This window comes from Streptomyces viridosporus (assembly GCF_002078235.1).
Taxonomy (GTDB): Bacteria; Actinomycetota; Actinomycetes; order Streptomycetales; family Streptomycetaceae; genus Streptomyces; species Streptomyces viridosporus.
The window spans coordinates 1-19,429 of record NZ_MSGP01000220.1 but is presented as its reverse complement, the minus strand read 5'-3'; the positions used below and the strand labels follow the sequence as shown (position 1 = coordinate 19,429).

Below are 19,429 nucleotides of genomic sequence, written 5' to 3'. Positions count from 1 at the left end.
GCCCGGGGCTCGCTCATCCCGCTCCCGGAGCTCCCGTGTCCCGTACCGGACGGAGACCGGACGGGGCTGCCGGACGGCTCGCCGCGGCGATGTGCGCGGTCTCCGCGGCCGCTCACGGAATGAAACGCTCCGGCGCGGTCGTTGACGTCGGACATGACTTCCGCACGCAAACTGGGCACGTCCGACCTCGAGGTCTTCCCGCTCGCTCTCGGCGGCAACGTCTTCGGCTGGACCGCCGACGAGGCGCACTCCTTCGCCGTCCTGGACGCGTACACGGCCGCCGGCGGCAACTTCATCGACACCGCCGACTCCTACTCGGCGTGGGTCCCGGGCAACCGGGGCGGCGAGTCCGAGACGATCATCGGCAAGTGGCTCAGGGAACGCGGCAACCGCTCCGACGTGGTCATCGCCACCAAGGTCAGCCAGCACCCCGAGTTCCAGGGCCTGACCGCCGCCACCATCAAGGCCGCGGCCGACGCCTCGCTGCGGCGCCTGGGCACCGACCACATCGATCTGTACTACACCCACTACGACAAGCCGGAGGTGCCGGTCGAGGAGATCATCGGCGCGCTGGACGAGTTGGTGAGGGCGGGCAAGGTCCGCCACATCGCCGCCTCCAACATCTCCGCCGAGCGCCTGCGGGCCTCCCTGGACTTCTCCGAGCGCGAGGGTCTGGCCCGCTACGTGGCGCTCCAGCCCCACTACAACCTGGTCTCGCGCGCCACCTACGAGGGTGAGCTGCAGCGCGTCGCCGAGCGGTCCGGCCTCGCCGCCGTCCCGTACTACGCGCTGGCCTCCGGCTTCCTGACCGGCAAGTACCGGCCGGGCACCACGGTGGAGAGCGCGCGAGCCCGGGGCGCCGCCGAGCACCTGGGGACCGAGCGGGGACAGCGGGTCCTCGCCGCCCTCGACGAGGTCGCCCGGGCACACGACGCCGAGGTCGCCTCCGTGGCCCTCGCCTGGCTCGCGGCCCGGCCGACCGTCGCCGCGCCGATCGCCTCCGCCCGGACGGTCGGCCAGCTCCCGGCCCTGCTGAAGATGACGGAGCTGCGGCTGACGGACGACGAGCTCACCCGGCTCACCGAAGCCTCCGCCTGACGGCCTTCGCGTCTTTCCCTGTGCCGGTGGCCGGCCTCCCCCCGCCGCGGAGGCCGGCCACCGCCGTGCTCGTCGGGCCCGCTCAGGACCCGCGCCCGTCCTGGCCCGGGTGTCCGCGGGGGCGAGCGGAGACCGATGGCGCCGTCAGGGCGTGTCGAGACCGTGGACCGTGGTCAGGTCGGCGAGTCCGGAGATCTCGAGCACCGGCGCCAGGAGCGACGTGGCGATGATCTCTATGCGGTCGGTGTGGCGGAAGAGAACGCTCAGGCCGGCGCTGTCGAGGTACTCGACGGCGGTCAGATCGAGGACGAGCGGTCCCTCGGTGGTCTCGATGGCCGTGGCCAGGGCATCGGTGTTGCTCATGTCGATCTCGCCGACCACCGTCAACTGGGCCACGCCGTCGGGCCGTCGACTGGGAGTCAGGGTGAGAAGAGTGGTCATCAGGCAATCCTCGTGTGCATGTCGACGGTGGTGCCGGCCGCGCCGGAAGTGATGGTGACCTGCTGCATCAGAGCGCGCATCAGCGCCACTCCCCGGCCCCGATGGGTGTTGAGTTCGGGCTGGGGCGTCTTCCACCGCCCGGAGTCGGCGACGGTCAGGCGCAGGTCGTCGACCCGGGCCTCGGCACGGAGCCGAACCGGGTTGCCGGGAGTGTCCCGATGTCCGTGCTCGATGGCGTTGGCACAGGCTTCGCCTGCCGCCACCAGGATGTTCTGGACGGTGTGCGGGGGGAGTTCGCACTGGTCGAGCCAACTGCGCAGGGCTTTGCGGACCGGCGCGAGCTGGGACGACTCGGCGGGGAAGGCCATCTCCAGCGGCGCCGGGTGCCGGTAGAGCAGCAGCGCCACGTCGTCGTCGTAGCCGTCGGCAGGCGCGAGCCGGGCCATGACCTGGGTGGCCAGGTCGTCGACAGCGGCGTCGCGTCCGGCCTGGACGGCTTCGCCGGCCTGGTCGATGCCGGCCGTCAGCGGGCGTCGCCTGCGTTCCACGAGGCCGTCGGTGTACAGCAGGAGTGTGGCGCGGGCCGGCACGGTGCAGGTGCCCTCGGGGCGGTTCCTGCCGGGGCGCACGGCCAGCGGTACGGACCGCCCCTCGTCGAGGAGCCGGGTGGTGCCGTCGGGGTGGGCGAGGATGCCCGGCGGGTGCCCCGCGCTGGAGTAGGTGAGCTGACCGGTGTCGGGGCTGAGGACGCCGCAGAAGACCGTGGTGCACCTCGCGCCGGGGATGCCGGCGGCGAAGTGGTCCAGGGCCATCAGGGTCTGGGCGGGACTGGAGTCCTGGAGCAGCAGGGCGCGGCAGGCGCTGCGCAGCTGCCCCATGACGGTGGCGGCTTCGAGCCCTCGTCCGACGCAGTCCCCCACGACGATGCCGATGCGGCCGTCGGGCAGGGGAATGGTGTCGTACCAGTCGCCACCGACTTCCAGGGGCTGGGTGGCGGGTTCGTAGCGGACCGCGAAGCCCTCGGGCAGCTCGGACGGTCCGAGGATGGCGCGCTGCAGGGCGAGGGCCGTCTCACGCTGCTGGTCGATCTGGTGGGCGCGGGCCAGTCCCTGGGCGAGCTGGCCGGCCAGCAGGGACAGCAGCAGCTGGTCCTCACCGGTGAACGGGCGCTGGTCCCCGAGGTCGATCCACACCACCATGGACCCTTCGGGGTGGTTGATGGTGATGCCGGCCCCGGCGTCGTCGTCATGGGGGGTGAGGAGGGACTGGTCGAACCAGGCGGTGAGCCTGTCGCGGCGTTCGGCGGGCAGGTCCTCCCAGCGCAGCTCGGCCTCGGTGGCCGTCACGGACGGCTGCCGGTCGGGGATCGAGACGGCGGCGAGCACGCAGTCGGCGCGCCAGAGGCTCTTCAGCTCCGCCAGGGCCCCCTCGAGGGCCTCCGGCAGGCTGGTCGCCTGGGTCAGCCGCATGCTCAGGGCCGCCTGCGCGCTCTTGCGCTGGATGGCGTAGTGCTCGGCGGTGACGTCGCGGAAGGTGCCGACGGTCACCTTGCGTCCGGTGTCCGGGTCCTGCGCCTGGTTGAAGGTGGCCGTCACCCACAGCCGGTGCCCGTCGCGGTGGGTGACGGGGATGGTGTAGGACCCCTTGGGGTCGTTCAGCACCTGGGAGAAGGCCTCTTCGACCTGGCGGTGCGCCTCGGGGTCGGTCGCGGCGTCCGGCCACCAGGGGTGGATCGGCTGGTAGGGCAGGTCGTCGGGCGCGTAGCCGAGGATGTCGGTGAAGGCCGCGTTGATCTCGACGACGGCGCCGTCCTCGTCGCAGACGAAGAACGCCTCCTGCAGCGAGTCGACCAGCGCGGTGCGCCAGCGCGCCTGGTGGTTGCGGAGCCGTGCCAGTTCGACGTTGGCCCGTACCCGGGCGAGCAGTTCGGCCGCGGCGAACGGCTTGACGAGGTAGTCGTCGGCGCCGGCCTGGAGTCCCTCGATGGACGCCTCCTGCCCGGCCCGGGCGGACAGCAGCACCACCGGCACCGACGCGGTCCGCGGATCGGTGCGCAGCGCCGCCACGAGCCCGAGGCCGTCGAGGCCGGGCATCATGACGTCGCTGATCACCAGGTCGGGGGCGTGGGCGCGGACGGCCTGCAGCGCCTCCAGGCCGTCCTTGACGGTGTCCACCTGGTACCCGGCGCTGTGCAGCAGGCGGGCGAGGTACTCGCGCATGTCGGCGTTGTCGTCGGCGACCAGCAGGCGCGCGGGGACGGTGTGGCCGGGGGCCTGGTCCGACGCCTCGGCGGCCGTCACCGGGGAACGCGTCTCGGCGACGGCCTCGTCCGGCAGCCAGCGCAGCGCCTCCTGCACGTAGCGGTCGGCGGTGGACACCGTGAGGCCGTCCTCGGCGGGCGCGAGGGCGTCGGAGGGCAGGTGGGCCGTACCGAACGGCAGACGGATGGTGAAGCGGGTGCCCTCGCCCTCGGTGCTGTCGGCGGTGATCGTGCCGCCGTGCAGGCCGACCAGCTCCTTGACCAGGGCCAACCCGATGCCGCTGCCCTCGTTGGAGCGGGAGCGGGCGTTCTCGATGCGGTGGAACCGCTCGAACAGCCGCGGCATCTCCTCCCGGGAGACACCGATGCCGGTGTCGGTGACGGTGATCACGGCGTGCTCGTCCCGGGCGCGGACGGTGACGCCGATCGAGCCGTCGAAGGTGAACTTCAGCGCGTTGCTGAGCAGGTTCAGGATCACCTTCTCCCACATCCCGCGGTCGACGTACACCTGTTCCGGGAGCGGGGGGCAGTCGATGCGGAAGTCCAGGCCGGCCTTGTCGACGGCGGACCGGAAGACACTGGCCAGGTCGGCGGTGACCTGGGACAGGTCGACCGGCTCGTAGCGCGCCTGCATCCGGCCGGCCTCGATGCGGGAGAAGTCCAGCAGGGAGTTGACCAGCTTCCCCAGCCGCAGCCCGTTGCGGTGGATGATCTCCAGTTCCTCCCGCACGCGGGCGTCGGCCCCCGCCAGCCGGGTGCGCAGCTCCTCCACGGGGCCCATGATCAGGGTGAGGGGGGTGCGGAACTCGTGGCTGATGTTGGAGAAGAAGGTGGTCTTGGCCCGATCCAGCTCGGCCAGCTCTTCGGCCCGCCGCTGCTGCGCCTCGTAGCTGCGGGCACTGGCGATCCCCGCCGCGAGGTGGCCCGCGGTCAGTTCGAGGAAGCCGCGGTAGGCGTCGTCCAGGGCCCGGTAGCGGTTCAGTCCGGCCACCAGGAATCCGTAGGGCGCGCCGCCCTGCCGCAGGAGCGGCAGCACCATTGCCTGTGTGGGCGGCTCCGGCCAGTCCCCGGCCGGCAGGCCGGTGAAGGGGGCGCCGTCGAGCGCCACCAGCACGGACTCACCGCGGGTCAGCATCTCCACGGGCCACACGCCGGAACCGTCGACCGGCAAGGTGTCGGGGGCGGCCGGGTGTCCCCCGGGCAGTCCGGTGACGCCCGCCAGGTGCGCGGAGCCGTCGGGCCCGAACAGATAGGTCAGCGTGAAGGGCAGGTCCCGCAGATTGTTGCTCAGCTGCTGGGCGGCGAACGCCAGCACCTCCTGTTCGGTGCGGACCACACTGGGGTCGGAGCCGAGGTCGCGCAGGGTCGCCATCCGGCGTTCGCCGATGACGCGCTCGGTCTCCTCGATGACCACGCAGAGCATGCCGACCACCGCGCCGGAGTCGTCGCGCAGCGGGCTGTAGCTGAAGGTGTGGTAGCTCTCCTCCGTGTAACCGGACCGTTCCAGGAACAGGAGCAGGCCCTCGTCCCAGGTCGCCTCACCCGTGGTCAGTACGGTGTCGATCCGCGGGCCGATGTCCCCCCAGATCTCCTCCCACACCTCGCTCGCCGGCCGTCCCAGCGCCCACGGGTACTTGCCGCCCAGCGTGTCGCGCCGGTAGGCGGCGTTGCAGAAGAACGTCAGTTCCGGGCCCCACGCCATCCACATCGAGAAGCGGGACGACAGCAGGATGCTCACCGCGGTCTGCAGGCTCTGTGGCCACTGGCCCGGCGGACCCAGCGCAGTCGCCGCCCAGTCCACCCCGGCGAGGTCCCTGCCGACCTCCTCGTCGGCGGCGAACACGTCCGCCCCGGCCGTCGCCACGAGCTCGTGCGCAGCGTCTTCCGACCGCTCCACTGGCCACCCTTTCGTTCACGCCCACCAGATCGCCGAGCCGACCGTGTCCGGGGTCGGTCGGCTCCGCCCCGCCCCTGCCCGGAAGCCGCCGCCGTCCGGAACGGCCCTGGAGAGGGGCATCCGGACCACCGCGTGTCACGATCTTCGACGGCGCCCGCGGGGGGCCACCCCCGCCGACTGCCACAGCTTCGTAGGATAAGTCAGCTGGCCGGGCACCCCTGCACGGGCGGACAAGAGCGGACTCGGGATCGAGGAGCGGGGAAGAGAAGATGACGGCAAGCCCTGTGCAGGCTTCCCTGACACGACCGGCCGACGAGGAGAAACGGCTGGCCGCCGTCCGCCGCTACCAGATCCTGGACACCCCTTCCGACAAGACGTTCGACAGGATCGCGACCCTGGCCGCCCGCATCTTCGACGCGCCCATGGCCACGGTGGCGATCGTGGACGCCGACCGGGTGTGGCTCAAGGCCACCCACGGACTCACCGGGGTCGGCGAGTTCCACCGCCCTCAGGGCCTGTGCACCTCCGCCGTCCTGCACGCCGGCCCCTATGTGGTGACCGATGCCGCCACCGACACCCATGCCCTCGCCGAGCACCTCGCCGCAGGAGAGCTCGGCGTCCGCTTCTGCGCCGCCGCGCCCATCACCACGCCCGACGGCCAGCACCTGGGCACGGTCAACGTCCTGGACACCCGGCCGCGCAAGCCCACCGACACCCAGCTCGAAGCCCTCCAGGACCTGGCGGCACTGGTCATGGACGAACTGGAGCTGCGGCTGTCGGCCACCCACACGGTCACCGCCGAACGCGACCGGCGCGCCGAGGCCGAACGCCTCACCCGGACCCTGCAGCGCACCCTGCTGCCCCCGGCGCTGCCCACCGTCCCCGGTCTGCACGCGGCAGCCGCCTACCACACGGCCTCACCGCACGAGGTGGGCGGTGACTTCTACGACCTGTTCCCCCTGGACGACGGCAGATGGGCGTTCTTCCTGGGCGACGTGTGCGGCAAGGGAGCGGATGCCGCGGCCCTGACCTCGCTGACCCGGTACACCCTGCGCGCCGCCGCCATCTACGACCCCGACCCCTGCGCCGCCCTGGCCAACCTCGACACCGTCCTCAAGGGCGAGTACCAGGGCAGCGCCCCGCGCTACTGCACCGCGGTCTTCGGCGTCCTGCAGCCCCTGCCCGACGGCTGCTTCGCCATCACGCTGGCCGGCGGAGGCCACCCCTCCGCCCTCGCCCTGCGCGCGGACGGGACCGTGCAACCGATCACCACCGCGGGCGGCCAGCTCGTCGGCATGCTGCCCAACCCCCAGTTCGTCCAGACCACCACCCGGCTGTCGCCGGGGGACAGCCTCCTGCTGTACACCGACGGCCTCACCGAAGCACGTACCGCCGACGGCTCGATGCTCGACGAAACCGGCCTCGTCCGCTACCTGGCCTCGGCCACCGTTCCCGTCACGGACGACCCGGCGGCCGGCCTGCTCCAGACCGTCGAGGCCCTCCTGAGCGACCTCGGCGAGGGTGTCAGCGACGACACCGCGCTCCTCGCCCTGTCCGTACCCACACGCTCCAAGAACCGCACCCAGGAGAACCGGTGACCGACCCCGACCGCCTCTTGACCATCACCCCCCGCCAGATCCCTTCGGGCCCCTACGTCCTGGAGGTGTCGGGTGAACTCGACCACCACACCGCCCACTCCCTGACCGAGGCCGTCGACGACGCCCCGTTCGACGACCACGGCGTGGTCCTCGACCTGTCCGGGCTGACCTACTGCGACTCCACGGGCATCACGGTGCTCATCACCGCCTACCGGAGGTCACAGGCCACCGGCTCGCCCCTCAGCCTGGCCGGTGTCAGCCCCGACCAGATGCGCGTCTTCCAAGTGGTCGGTCTCGACCAGGTCTTCACCTTCCACCCCAGCACCGAGGAAGCCATCTCCTCCCTCCGGAAGTGAGCGCGTACGAGGCCACGGAGCACCCGGCCGAGCCCATGGGCCGCGGCGATCCCCCGGGGTCGGACAAGAGGCGGGCGCGCGGTGACGACGGCCGACGAGGGCCGTCCGGCGGCCGGTCCGTCCTTTCGCCGGGGACGGCGGAGTCCGCGGGCGACGGGCCGCGCCGGCTTCGGCGCGGCACCCGCTCCGGTCGTCACCGCGCGAAGGACCTCCGCGTGACCGGGCACACGGTGCTCCCCCGCACGGGTCGGCACCTCGTCCGCGACACCACGGGCGACGCGGCCGCGACGGGGCCGGAGGGGCTCAGAGGGGGATCTACCCCGACGAGCCGGAGTCAGCGGTGTCGGGTCCGTGGGACGTCCTTGACGAACACGACCCCGTCGCTGTCCGCCAGGTGGGCCGGGTCGAGCGGGGAGTAGCCGAACCAGGGGGACACGCGGGGCGCGGGCGGCGTGTCGCCGAGGAGGGCGGCCAGCCGGGGGGCGTCGACGACGCAGCGGTCCTCCGGGAGCGCGTACAGGAGTCCTTCGACGGTGTCCGGCGGCGGGGTGTCCACCCCCCGGTGCCGGATCGTGCCGAGGGCCGTGGCCACGAAGGCGTACTCCTCACCGAGCCGGGCGTTCACCAGCGCACCGGCGCTCCACCACTCCACCGGCTTCCCGCCCATCCGCATCGAGCTCTTGGTCCGCTGGAGATGGGCGTTCTGGGCGTGGACGAGTACCGGGCCCCGTTCGGCGAGGGCGAGGAGGTTGTGGGCCATCATCTGGTCCCGGACGCCCACCAGCCATGTCATGCGGGCCGGTGAGGTGTCGGCCATCCAGTGGTGGTAGCGCAGCAGGCCGGTGGCGGTGCGCCCGTACAGGAGCGCCCGGTCCCGGTCGTCCCGCGAGGTCGCCCCGTTCAGGTGCGGCGCCTGCGCGTCGAGCAGCGCCACCAGGTCGTCGGCGAGCAGCCGCAGTTCCCCGGCCTCGGCCGACCGCCCCACGGACCGGGACGGGTCCGTCATCGCGGCGGGGTCGGTCCACCGGTCGTCGGTGCCGAGCAGGCGGTCGAGCGTTTCCGCGGTGCAGGGAAGCAGGTCCGCGTCCACCCGGGCCGCGAGGTGGCCGTGGAGTGCGGTGAGGACCTGCCGGGGGCTCGCGGCGTGGGTGATCTCCAGGGGGCCGTCGAACCCGGCGAAACGGAGCCGTTCGGACGCGGGCCGGCCGTCGGCGTCGGCGCGGACGTTGTAGGCGCGCATCCAGCGCACGAGTTCGCGGTTGGCCGCGGAGGCGCCCCAACCGTGGCTGATTCCGCGCTCCATGACCTCGTCGAGGGTGCCCGTGCCGGAGGTGACGTACGCGTCCACGACCAGGCCCGCCACGCAGTCGCTCTCGAGCGCGATCGTCCGGTAGCCCTCCTGCTCGACGAGCTGCCGGAAGAGCTCGTTGCGCAGGTCGAGCAGAGCGTCCTCGCCGTGGGTGGGCTCGCCCAGGGCGAGCAGCCGCGGCCGGCCCGGGAGCAGTCCCATGACGGAGGCGGCCTCGACGGCACGGGCGGTGTCCTTGATGTCGGTAGCCATGCCCTCAACGCTATCGTTGAACCCTCGGTTGAAACTTTGCCGCGATATCGTCGGCCCCATGGGGAGAAACCTTCAAAGCGGCGAGCGGCTCAGGCCGATCGACCTGGCACGCGGGCACGGTCTGTCCACACAGGCGGTCAGGAACTACGAGGAGGCCGGCGTCCTTCCGGCCGCCGGTCGCACGCTCCACGGCTACCGCACCTACACCCCGCTGCACGCGCGGGCCCTGCGCGCGTTCCTCGCCCTGGTACCCGGCCACGGCCACCGGACGGCGACGTCGATCATGCGGGCGGTGAACCGGGGCACGGTCGACGAGGCGCTGCGCCTCGTCGACGAGAGCCACGCCCAGCTCCTCGACGACCGGCGGACCCTCCACGCCGTGGAGCGCGCCCTCCGCGGTCTGGAGCCCGCTGCGGTGTCCGGGTCCGACGCGGGGTCCGGGTCTGCCGGCAGGTTCATCGGGCCGCTGGCGGGGGAGCTCGGCATCCGGCCCGCGACGCTGCGCAAGTGGGAGCGCGCCGGGCTGGTGCGCCCGCGCCGCGACCCGCGGACCGGGTACCGCGTCTACGACGAGGCCGACGTGCGGGACGCCCGGCTGGCGCACCAGCTCCGGCGGGGCGGCTACCTGCTGGAGCAGATCGCCCCGCTGATCGCCCGGGTGCGGGCGGCGGGCGGACCGGAGCCGCTGGAGGCCACCCTGCGCGACTGGCACGGCCGGCTGTCCGCCCGCGGGCGCGCGATGCTGGCCGGGGCCGCCGAGCTGGAGGCGTACCTCCGCGAGCGCGGATGAGGGCTCGGCCGTCGGCCGGGGAGGAGCTTCCGGGTCGGACCCGCCCGGGCGCGCGCCGGGCGCCCCGGCCGGTCGCCCTCAGAGGTCCCGGACCCCGCTCCCGGGGTCCCGCTGCCTCTCCCGGCCGCGGGGACCGGGCGGCGTCACCTTGGACGAACCGAGGTCAGCAAGGCGCGGCGATACGGGCGGTGACGCGCTTTCCGGTCGGTTCGCGCCGGATGTCGACGTCCTGGCACAGCGCGAGAACGATCTCCAGGCCGTGCTGCCCGACCCGGTCGGGATTCGCGGGTCTCGGTGAGGGCAGGGTCGTGTCACCGTCCCGGACGGTGACGATCACCACGTCCGCCTCCAGGACCAACGACAGCTCGACGGGACCCGAACCGTACTTGACCGCGTTGGTGACCAGCTCGCTCACCACCAACTGCACTGTCTGCACCACGCTGTCGGACAGCGCTCGTGCCCGGCCGCCCCCCGGCGTGGCCAGGTACTCGGCCGCGAGGTGGCGCGCATCGGCGATGCGGAAGGCACCTCGTTCGAAACGTACCGAGCAGCCTTCCGGGCGTCCACCGGCCGGTGCCCGCCCGGTGGACGCACCATCCAGCCCGACGTCACGTATGCCGCCCAACGGTCAAGCAACTCCCCCGTGTGATGCACGGCACGCCGACGCGCGCCGCGTGATCAGAACACTCGTCGTCCCTAACAGTAGTGTCCGTTCCCCTCTGCTCGCCGCGCCGTCAGGCGCCGCAGGAGCGACGCACCGGTTCAGGAACTGGTGAGCAGGCCGGCGCGCAGCCGCTTCAGGATGCGGGAGATCAGGCGCGAGACGTGCATCTGGGAGCAGCCCAGGCGTTCGCCGATCTCCGCCTGCGTCAGTTCCTCGACGAAGCGCCAGTGGATGATCTTCCGTTCGCGCTCGTCGAGCTCGGCGATCATCGGGGCCAGGGCGTGGAAGTCCTCGACCAGCTCCAGGGCGGCGTCCTCGGAGCCGATGAAGTCCGCCAGCACGCTCTCGCCGTCCGGCTCGCTGCCGATGGCGGCGTCCAGCGAGGCGGAGTTGTAGCCGTTGGCGGCGATCCGCGCCTCGTTGACCTCCTCCTCGGTCAGGCTCATCAGCTGGGCGAGCTCCCGGGTGGTGGGGGTGCGGCCCAGCCGGGTGCGCAGCTCCTCGGTGGCCCGGGCGAGCTGCACCCGGGCCTCCTGCAGCCGGCGCGGCACGTGCACGGACCAGGAGGTGTCGCGGAAGAACCGCTTCATCTCGCCGACGATGTAGGGGATCGCGAAGGAGGTGAACTCCACCTCGCGGGACAGCTCGAACCGGTCGATGGCCTTGATCAGCCCGATCATGCCGACCTGGACGATGTCCTCCATCTCCTCCGGCCCGCGGCTGCGGAACCGGCCGGCCGCGAAGCGGACCAGGGACATGTTCATCTCGATCAGCGTGTTGCGCGCGTACTGGTACTCGGGCGTGCCCTCCTCCAGCACCGCCAGCTGCCGGAAGAACAGCCGGGACAGCTCACGGGCGTCCTTCGGGGCGACCTGGCCGGGATCCACGACCTCCGGCAGCTCGGTGATGATCTCATCAGCCCGTGCGGTCGTCATCGCCATCATGCGCCCTTCCTCTCCAACGGCTCCCTCGTCGGCCGACGGCACATCGCCTTCCCCGACTCCGGCCGTGCATGCCCGGAATTCGATGATGCCCGCTCTGACGAACCGCTGGACGCGCTAAATGAGACGGATTGCCCGGTATGTCTTTTCAATACTCCGGCCGGTGCGCTCGGACCGCCTCCCGCCGACGACTTCGGCCCCCTCATGGACCATGCCGGACCGAGCACCGTGGCGGCAGCCCCGCAGTCCGTCCTCGCCGCCGTCTCCGAACACCTCGCCCAGAGAAGGCCGTGGGCGATATGTCCGGCTGCCGCACGGCGCGGGCCGAACGGCTCGTCCGTCCGACGGTCAAGGCGGGCGGACCTCACCACCGAGGTCCTCGACGGTACGTGTCGTGGAGTCGTAGCTGCGGGCGCCGGTGAAAACCGCCTCCCGGGGCTCGCCCAGTTCGGCGGGCAGGAGGTGGGCGGGCCACCGCGCCGACGTGCGGCGCGACCGGGCCAGGGTCAGGTGCGGGACCCATCGTCCCGGCGCGTGGAGCGGGTTGAGGTGGCCGGCGGTGGAGGCGAGCACGTCCCACACCCGCCGGTGCAGCTCGATGAGTTCCGCGTCGGCGACGACCCGCCAGGCGAGCACACGGGTGCGTCCGGCAAAGCGCAGCAGCCCGTCCAGCCGGAACGGCACGGGCAGCCCGTCACCGAGAAGCGCCGCGACCTCCTCCCGTGCCGAGGAGCGGAGGTCCTCGCACGTCGCGAGGGTCAGGTGGGGACGATTGGTCGGGTGCCGGTGCTCCGCGAGGCTGGGCAGTCCGGCGGCGGCCATCCTGCGCCACATCTCCCGAACGTGCAGCTCGGTGGCAGTGTCGGGCAGGAGTTCCACAGTGCGCACGGTGTCAGCCTAGGGGCGCGTCCGGCGGATCACTGCGCGGCGGGTGGGCCCGGGCAATGATCCGCCGGACGCGGCATGCATCCGCCCCCGAAGCCAGAGCCGGATCGCTGCGACGGTCACGGTGCCCTGAAGGACAGGGGCGCGCTTTGCGACCAGGGGCACCACCGTCAGGTTGCCGCCGCATAACACCGGACGGCCACCTTCTGCTCCGGGCTCCACTGCTGTTCGACCGTGGCCAGCAACTGCCAGCCGAGCCGCTCGTACAGACCTGCCGCCGCGGTGTCCGAAGCCACCACGTCGAGCACCGGATGCAAGCCACGCTCCTGTGCCTCTGCGACAGCCTGCGCCATCAGCAGCGCACCGATCCCGTGGCCGCGGGCCCACGGGGCGACGAACAGTCGGTTGACCACGGCGGTCGCGTCGATACGCACCCCTGCGCGAGCGCTCCACAGCCCGGGAGCCGCGTCTCCCGCGCCGCTCCGGGACAGGCCGACATGGCCGGCCGGGCGGCCGTCCAGTTCCGCCACCCATGAGGCGATGAGCGATGGCGGTGTGAGCCAGGCGCCCGGGAGGTCGGGCCAGTTCACCGGATAGCCGTCGTGCTCATGGACCTCTGCCAGCACCCGTACACAGGCACCGAGGTCGCGATCGGTGCGCTGTCGGACACTCGGGGATACGTCCGCGCCGGACACGCTCTCACTCTTCACCGCGGCATGGAAACACAGCCCGGACGCCGGTGACCAGCGACTTCCGCACCACGGCCCGGCTTGAGTTTTGGCCCCATGTGTCGTCGTCCCTCTGCTCCGGACCGGCACTCCGCCGGGCTGACGGATGTCGAACTCAACTGGGTTCTGGAGGCACCGCCCTTCACCACGTCCGTCTCGCAGGTGTTCCGTTGCTGCGCATCCTGGTCCCTGGCGCTTCCTGGTCCCTGGCGCTCCGATGAGTTTTCCGTCCCACGGGGGTCCCCACGGCAGCAGCTCACGCCACAGCGGTAAGCCCCCATGTGAACGGGAGAGAAGGACATGTCAGCGATCCGAGGGCAGGCGGCCAAGGCCGACGCACGTGTCGTCTCCGCGGACGGCACCGAGATCGCGTTCGAGCAGTCGGGCAGCGGGCCGGCTGTCGTCCTGGTGGCCTCGGCCCTGGCCGATCGCTCGGACACCACCAAACTTGCCGCCCTCCTCGCCGAGCACTTCACAGTGATCAACTACGACCGGCGCGGCCGGGGTGCCAGCGGTGACGCCGACGCTTACGCCGTCGAGCACGAGATCGAGGACATCGCCGCCCTGATCGAGCACGCCGGCGGCTCGGCGTCGCTGTTCGGCTCGTCCTCAGGGGCGGTCCTCGCCCTGCGTGCGGCCGCTGCCGGAGTGAACATCGACCGCTTGGCCCTGTACGAGCCGCCGTTCGTGGTCGCCGACGGCGGCGACGGCCCACCCGGAGACCTCGCGCAGCAGGTCACCGCGCTGCTTGCGCAGGGCCGTGACAGCGACGCGGTCAAGTACTTCATGACACGTGTGCAGGGCATGCCCGGCATCGCCGTGTTCTTCATGAAACTGATGCCGAAGGTGTGGGCGAACCTCACCAGGCTGGCCCGCACCCTGCCCTACGACATCGCGGTCATGGGCGACACCCAGCGGGGCAAGCCGCTCAGCGTCGAGGAGTGGAAGGGGGTGAGCGTGCCCACCCGGGTGCTGACCGGCGGCAAGAGCCCGGCCGCCTTCCAGCGCGCCGCCCGCGCCGTCACCGAGATCCTGCCGCAGGCCGACCACCGCACCCTCCCCGGCCTCCACCACGGCGCGGTCGTCATGGCACCGAAGAAGATCGCCCCGCAGATCACCGAATTCCTCAAGGGATGACTCGGCCTCGTCCTTGACCTGTGCGGCGGGGCCGTGGAGCGGTCGACTTCTTCGTTCGTCGCGGCGCCGGCTGTGTTGTGCGGGGCACGTGCACGTCGTGGCGGGGTGCGGGCCGGGTGTTCTTGCGGCCGGTGGTCGTCCGGGGCCGGGCCGGAAGGGTTCAGGTGCCCGGGCCGGGCAGGTGGTCGCCGGGCGGCTGTGCCGACGGTCCCGGCGGACGCGGGCAGGGGTCTGCCTGTCCGGCGAGCCGGGTTTCTCCCGGGGTCGGCGCCGGCCGGCCGTCGGCGGTCGGGCCTTCACCGGGGTGCCTGGTCCGTGGCCGTACCGAGGGTTCTTCGACACCGTGTCACACCTTTTACGGGTCCACCAGGTCGTGGGCGGCACACCGTCCGCCGGACACGTGGTCGCGTATGCGCTCCCGAGGCCCGTTCGCTCATCATGACCAGGTGCGCGGTGGCGCGGGGGCGCCGTTGCCGCCGTGCGAGGGCGGCCCGGGCTCGCGAACCGTGCGGCGGACGGTGCTCGCACGGCGGTGGGCGCCGCCCGCGGGCCGTCGGGCACGGCGCGGGTCTTCCCGGCACCGTGCCCGGACGAAGGCTCGTGCACGACCGCGCTCCTCGGCTCGGCAGCCCCCGCGTGCCGCCTCTCTCCGCACGACCACACACCCCTGGAAAGCGAGACACCTGACGACACATGGTTCTCCGCCGGGGTGACGCGGGAGCGCTCCACGCCGACCCGGTGGCCGGCGCCGCGTGCCAGCGGAATGCCAGCGGAATGCCAGGAGGAAACGTGCCGAGCGGTGAGCGCAGGCCGCTGGAATGGTTCCGTACCCACCCGGCGGAGGCCGCCGACCGCGGCGATCCGCCCCGACTCCTCGGGAGGCACCATGGAGAAGGACCTGAGCACCCTCGCGGACGAGATCCTCGAGCTCGAGGCCGAGACCTTCGAGATCTCCGACTACTCGGACGCCAGCGAGGTCGTGCTGGCCGGCTGCACCAGCACCAGCTCCACCTCGACCTCCAGCTCCACCTGCAGCACGACCTCCTGCTCCGCCTGACCCCGCGTCCGGTGAAGCAGTGCCCGGTTGGCGCCCTCTCCGCCAGGGGACGGGTGCGAACCGGGCGTTCGGCGTGCCTTCGGACCGGCCGCACCGGGCATGCGGCCGCATGCCCGGTGCCGGGCCTGCCGGGACGGGCGTGAAAGCTGTGACAGCGTTCGGGGACGCCGTGTGTCAAGCGCACTCGCCGCGCGGGGCGCCGACCGGATTTCACCGGGAACAGCGGTTCCTGGAACGGAAGTTGACGCATAGTCATCTATCGGTTCCGTCTCCTGGGTCATTTCACAACCCCCTCTTGACCGGCGTTCTACGCCGGTAGACACTCACCACTGTCACAAGACCGAATGATTTCGTGCAGAGCGCCATCACATGTGGTCCGTCCTGCCCGTGTCAGAGGGAAGGGCAGGGCCTCTTATGAGCCACCGCTCCAGGCACGGACAGCCACGACGGCGGAGAACCGCTTCCCGCTGGGTGCCGTGGTGAGCGGTGCGGCAGGTGTTCGACAGTCAACGGGGGAACTCGGTGCGTTTTCAGTTGCTCGGTCCGCTCAGCATCACCGACGGGCGTGACGTGGTCGTCCTTCCACCGGCCAAACCGACGTCGTTGCTGGCGGCGCTGCTGGTCCGCCCCGGCGAGGTGGTCCCGACGGACCGTCTCCGGCAGGCCGTCTGGGGGGAGAAGCAGCCGGCGACGGCGAAGGCGGCCCTGCAGAGCTGCGTCCTGCGGTTGCGCCGGCTCTTCGCGAAGTACGACATAGAGGAGCAGTCGGTGGTCGCGGTCGCCGGGGGCTACCGCCTCCCGGCCGACGGCGACACCCTGGACCTGCTGCACTTCCGCCACCTGGTGTCCGAGGCGGCCCGGGCCGGAGAGTCCGAACTCCCCTTGCTGCGCACAGCGCTCGACCTGTGGCAAGGCCCCCTTCTGGCCAACGTCCCCTCCGAGCTCCTGCACCGTGACGAGGTGCCCCGGCTGGTCGAGGAGCGCCTGCGCGTCCTGGAACGCGTCTGCGAGATCCAACTGGCCCGGGGACGATGTCGCGAGGTCCTGGTGGACCTCTGGGAGGCCACCCGGACCCATCCCCAACACGAAGGACTGACTGCCCAGTTGATGCGAGCGCTCTACCGGGTGGGACGGCAGATCGAGGCGCTGGCCGAGTACCGGAGGATAAAGACGCACCTCCGGGACGAACTCGGTGTCGACCCGGGTGCGGAGTTGCAGAGCCTGGAACTGGCCATCCTGCGCGGCGACGAGCCCCGTGGCCCGGCCCCCGAGGCCACGTCGCTCGCACCGAAGTCGCACGCGGCTCCCTCGGCGGGCGAGGCCACGGCCGGCGCCCCCACGGCACGGCACGTGCGCACCGCTTCGGCCGGATCCGGTCCGTCCGGCGGCGGTCACCCCTCTCCGGGTCCGGCCCGCCCGCCGGAGTCCCGGCTGCCCCGCGTCCCCGGTTTCACCGGGCGCGCCCGTGAGACCGCCGACCTGGTGGGCCGCCTGGAAGGCGGCGGCCGGAGGGACGGGCGGGCGGACGCCCCGGTGATCGCGGTGATCTCCGGAGGCCCCGGCATGGGGAAGACCGCGCTGGCCCTGCACGCCGCGCGGCTGGTGGCGGACCGGTATCCGGCGGGCGGCGTGCTGTTGTCGCTGACCGGACCCGACGGTAGGCCGCGGTCCGCCGACGAGGCGGCCGCCGAACTGCGCCCGGTGCTTCCCTCCGGTGCTCCCCGCGGCTCGTGCCTGGTGATACTCGACGACGTCGTGCACCCGGACCAGGTGCGCGGGCTGCTCGAGGCGACCGGCTGCGGCGCCGTCGTCGTCACCAGCCGTATGGGACTGGCCGCCCTGGTCGCCACGCACGGCCCGGCGGTGCTGCAGCTGGGCGCCCTGTCGCCGCAGGAGTCCCACGCCCTCCTCACCGCCGTCCTGGGGCGGGAGCGGGTGTCGGTCGAGGCCACGGCCGCACGCACCCTCGCCGACATGTGCGGGCACGTCCCGCTGGCCCTGCGGATCGTCGCGGCCCGGCTGCTGACCCGGCCGAAGCTGCGCCTGGCGGACTACGCCGCGTGGCTGCGGCGGGACCTGCCCGCTCGGCTGGCGCTGCCGGACGACCCCCGGATGTCCGTGCCCCTGGCCCTCGACGGGGCCCTGGACCGGCTGCCCGCTCCGCTGGCCGAGGCGCACCTGCGCCTGGCGCGACTGAACGGGCAGATCACCGCACCGGACGCGGCCGCCGTCCTCTCCGTTGCCGAGACGCACGCCGAGGAGCTGCTCGAGCGGCTCCTCGACACCGGGCTCCTCGACGAGGAGCAGCCGGGTGCCCTCCGTATGAACACCCTGTTCCGCGCCCACGCGCTGCACAGGGCCGCCCGCACCGGCGGCCTCCCGCAGCCCGTCGTCCCCGCGGCCCGGCGCGCGCTTCCGTCCGGAGTCACCTGACGGCCCGGAGTCACCTGACGGCCCGGCGCCGCCGCACGGAACACGGCCCGGCCCGGTCGGCCCGTGCCACGAACTCCCCGCCTCTCCCCACCTGTTCAGATCGGAACGGCCGACAGGCCTCGACCCGGAGGTGCGACCCCCGCATGCCCACGACGCCGTACGAGGAGACCGCGGACACCCGCCCCAGGGTGCGCCGCGACGTGCTGTTCACCGAGACACCGGGCGGCGTGGTCTTCCACAACGCCGACGGGGGTTTCCAGCTCAGTTCCCCGTCCGCCTACCGGTTCGCCACCCTCCTCGTCCCGCACCTGGACGGGAGCCGGACCGTGGCGGAGATCTGCGCGGGCTTCAAGGACCCGCAGAAGGCGATGGTCGGCGGTCTGGTCAAGGCGCTCTACGCCCGGGGGTTCGCCCGGCCCGTGCCGGACCCCGCCGAGCCGGGGCCGGGCGCGCCCCTGGAGCCGGCGGTCACCGCCCGCTTCGGGCAGCAGATCGCGTACATCGACCACTACACCGACGACGCCGAAAGCAGGTTCGCCGCGTTCCGCGGCACCCGTGTCGCCGTGCTGGGCGACGGTCCGGTCGCCCACTGGTGCGCGCTCTCCCTGATCCGCAACGGCTGCGCCTTCGTCGGTGTGGAGGCCGCGCTGGCCGAAGGCCCCGCCACCGCCGCGGAGTTCGGCGCGCTCCGGGCCGAGGCGGCGGAGCTCACCGCGCAGGGCAGTCCGGCCGAGGTGGCGGTGCTGCCCGGCACCGGGTCCGGCTCGGCGGGCGACTGGAACGCCTACGAGGGGTACGACGTGGTGGTCGCCGCCTGTGGCCGCGACGCGTTCCGGACCGCGACCGCCCTGCTCGACCGGGGCGTTCCGGACGGTGGCCTCCTGCTGCCCGCCTGGACCTTCGGCGGCCGGGCGGTGGTCGGACCGGTCAGCGCCCCGGACTCCGACGGATGCCTGGCCTGCGCGGCGCTGCGGCTCGGCGCGACGGGGGACGCGGCGGTCGCGGCCGACCTCTGGAGCGGTCTGGTCCTGGGGGGCGATCCCGGGCCCGGGCCGCGCGGCCCGCTCGCCGCGATGCTCGGCAACCTGCTCGGTTACGAGGTGTTCCGGTTGGTCACCAAGGCGCTGCCGGCCGAGACCCGGGGGCAGGTGCTGCTCCAGGACATGGCCTCCTTCGACGTCCTGGCGGAGCGGCTGCTGCCGCACCCGCGCTGCCCCTTCTGCCGGCCCCGGCCCGGCTCTCCCGAGCCGGTCGACCTGACCGCGGCCCCCGAGCGGCCCGCCTTCCAGCCGGTCGTCGCCGCCGCACCGGACGACGCCGCGACCGAGGGGCCGCTCGCCGCACTCGACCGCCGCTCGCTCGCGCTCCGGCCGTCCGTCGGGGTCTTCACCCGGTACGCCGACGAACCCGTCACCCAGACCCCGCTGAAGGTCGGTGCCGTGGAGATCGGGCTGGGTGCGGCCGGCACCCGGACCGTCGCCGCGTTCGACGTCCACCACACCGCGGGCGCCCGGCTGCGGGCCCTCAACGCCGCCGCCGAGGTCTACGCCGAGCACGTGGTGCCCGCCTCCCCCGCCCCGGAC

15 protein-coding genes are annotated in these 19,429 nt (G+C 72.7%); 8 read left to right on the top strand and 7 right to left on the bottom strand.

Annotated features, from left to right (window positions below; translation table 11 throughout):
• Window positions 1–153 precede the first annotated feature (153 nt).
• Window positions 154–1,098 (top strand): aldo/keto reductase, encoded by a 945-nt coding sequence (locus tag B7L92_RS16375; RefSeq protein ID WP_081238333.1) that lies wholly within the window; start codon window positions 154–156, stop codon window positions 1,096–1,098.
• A 144-nt stretch (window positions 1,099–1,242) separates the two neighbouring features.
• On the opposite strand, the gene B7L92_RS16370 is transcribed toward B7L92_RS16375, so the two are convergent.
• Together B7L92_RS16370 and B7L92_RS16365 are read right to left on the bottom strand one after the other, a co-directional pair.
• Window positions 1,243–1,539 (bottom strand): STAS domain-containing protein, encoded by a 297-nt coding sequence (locus tag B7L92_RS16370; RefSeq protein WP_081238332.1) that lies wholly within the window; start codon window positions 1,537–1,539, stop codon window positions 1,243–1,245.
• A complete protein-coding gene (locus B7L92_RS16365; protein WP_081238331.1) occupies window positions 1,539–5,696 on the bottom strand; it encodes a SpoIIE family protein phosphatase in 4,158 nt (1,385 codons plus the stop codon). The genes B7L92_RS16370 and B7L92_RS16365 overlap by 1 nt, the downstream gene beginning before the upstream one ends.
• 269 nt (window positions 5,697–5,965) lie before the next feature.
• Here B7L92_RS16365 and B7L92_RS16360 point away from each other — a divergent pair, with 269 nt between their 5' ends.
• Together B7L92_RS16360 and B7L92_RS16355 are read left to right on the top strand one after the other, a co-directional pair.
• The gene (locus B7L92_RS16360; protein ID WP_081238330.1) at window positions 5,966–7,294 is read left to right on the top strand and encodes a PP2C family protein-serine/threonine phosphatase; all 1,329 of its coding nucleotides are present in this window, start codon (window positions 5,966–5,968) and stop codon (window positions 7,292–7,294) included.
• On the top strand, window positions 7,291–7,650 hold the full coding sequence (locus B7L92_RS16355; RefSeq protein WP_081238329.1) for an STAS domain-containing protein: 360 nt from the start codon (window positions 7,291–7,293) through the stop codon (window positions 7,648–7,650). The genes B7L92_RS16360 and B7L92_RS16355 overlap by 4 nt, the downstream gene beginning before the upstream one ends.
• Window positions 7,651–7,984: 334 nt before the next feature.
• Here the strand turns inward: B7L92_RS16355 and B7L92_RS16350 are convergent, their stop codons facing one another.
• On the bottom strand, window positions 7,985–9,211 hold the full coding sequence (locus B7L92_RS16350) for an erythromycin esterase family protein (RefSeq protein ID WP_081238328.1): 1,227 nt from the start codon (window positions 9,209–9,211) through the stop codon (window positions 7,985–7,987).
• A 58-nt stretch (window positions 9,212–9,269) separates the two neighbouring features.
• On the opposite strand from B7L92_RS16350, the gene B7L92_RS16345 reads away from it, so the two are divergent.
• Window positions 9,270–10,001, top strand: a complete 732-nt coding sequence (locus B7L92_RS16345; RefSeq protein WP_081238327.1) for a TioE family transcriptional regulator — start codon at window positions 9,270–9,272, stop codon at window positions 9,999–10,001.
• 163 nt (window positions 10,002–10,164) lie between these two features.
• Here the strand turns inward: B7L92_RS16345 and B7L92_RS16340 are convergent, their stop codons facing one another.
• From B7L92_RS16340 to B7L92_RS16325, 4 genes are all read right to left on the bottom strand, one after another.
• Window positions 10,165–10,626 carry an ATP-binding protein gene (locus B7L92_RS16340; protein ID WP_081238326.1) on the bottom strand — a complete coding sequence of 154 codons (462 nt, stop codon included), beginning with the start codon at window positions 10,624–10,626 and terminating at the stop codon, window positions 10,165–10,167.
• A 137-nt stretch (window positions 10,627–10,763) separates the two neighbouring features.
• Entirely contained in the window at window positions 10,764–11,606 is an 843-nt protein-coding gene (locus B7L92_RS16335; RefSeq protein WP_026084624.1) for an RNA polymerase sigma factor SigF, read from the bottom strand.
• A gap of 348 nt (window positions 11,607–11,954) precedes the next feature.
• On the bottom strand, window positions 11,955–12,485 hold the full coding sequence (locus B7L92_RS16330; protein ID WP_081238325.1) for a 2'-5' RNA ligase family protein: 531 nt from the start codon (window positions 12,483–12,485) through the stop codon (window positions 11,955–11,957).
• Between the two features lie 176 nt (window positions 12,486–12,661).
• A complete protein-coding gene (locus B7L92_RS16325) occupies window positions 12,662–13,201 on the bottom strand; it encodes a GNAT family N-acetyltransferase (RefSeq protein WP_174703968.1) in 540 nt (179 codons plus the stop codon).
• Window positions 13,202–13,519: 318 nt separating this feature from the next.
• On the opposite strand from B7L92_RS16325, the gene B7L92_RS16320 reads away from it, so the two are divergent.
• From B7L92_RS16320 to B7L92_RS16300, 4 genes are all read left to right on the top strand, one after another.
• The gene (locus tag B7L92_RS16320) at window positions 13,520–14,356 is read left to right on the top strand and encodes an alpha/beta fold hydrolase (protein WP_081238324.1); all 837 of its coding nucleotides are present in this window, start codon (window positions 13,520–13,522) and stop codon (window positions 14,354–14,356) included.
• An 886-nt stretch (window positions 14,357–15,242) separates the two neighbouring features.
• The gene (locus B7L92_RS16310) at window positions 15,243–15,413 is read left to right on the top strand and encodes a thiazolylpeptide-type bacteriocin (protein WP_081238323.1); all 171 of its coding nucleotides are present in this window, start codon (window positions 15,243–15,245) and stop codon (window positions 15,411–15,413) included.
• 522 nt (window positions 15,414–15,935) lie between these two features.
• Entirely contained in the window at window positions 15,936–17,846 is a 1,911-nt protein-coding gene (locus tag B7L92_RS16305; protein WP_081238367.1) for an AfsR/SARP family transcriptional regulator, read from the top strand.
• A gap of 143 nt (window positions 17,847–17,989) precedes the next feature.
• On the top strand, window positions 17,990–19,429 hold a 1,440-nt coding region (locus tag B7L92_RS16300), incomplete at its 3' end, for a TOMM precursor leader peptide-binding protein (RefSeq protein WP_143626334.1).

What these genes read in the sequence shown, in the direction of transcription:
- B7L92_RS16370 (WP_081238332.1), bottom strand. Translation starts at nt 1,539, where the DNA reads ATGACCACTCTTCTCACCCTGACTCCCAGTCGACGGCCCGACGGCGTG.
- B7L92_RS16310 (WP_081238323.1), top strand. Translation starts at nt 15,243, where the DNA reads ATGGAGAAGGACCTGAGCACCCTCGCGGACGAGATCCTCGAGCTCGAG.
- B7L92_RS16345 (WP_081238327.1), top strand. Translation starts at nt 9,270, where the DNA reads ATGGGGAGAAACCTTCAAAGCGGCGAGCGGCTCAGGCCGATCGACCTG.
- B7L92_RS16335 (WP_026084624.1), bottom strand. Translation starts at nt 11,606, where the DNA reads ATGGCGATGACGACCGCACGGGCTGATGAGATCATCACCGAGCTGCCG.
- B7L92_RS16350 (WP_081238328.1), bottom strand. Translation starts at nt 9,211, where the DNA reads ATGGCTACCGACATCAAGGACACCGCCCGTGCCGTCGAGGCCGCCTCC.
- B7L92_RS16320 (WP_081238324.1), top strand. Translation starts at nt 13,520, where the DNA reads ATGTCAGCGATCCGAGGGCAGGCGGCCAAGGCCGACGCACGTGTCGTC.
- B7L92_RS16375 (WP_081238333.1), top strand. Translation starts at nt 154, where the DNA reads ATGACTTCCGCACGCAAACTGGGCACGTCCGACCTCGAGGTCTTCCCG.
- B7L92_RS16360 (WP_081238330.1), top strand. Translation starts at nt 5,966, where the DNA reads ATGACGGCAAGCCCTGTGCAGGCTTCCCTGACACGACCGGCCGACGAG.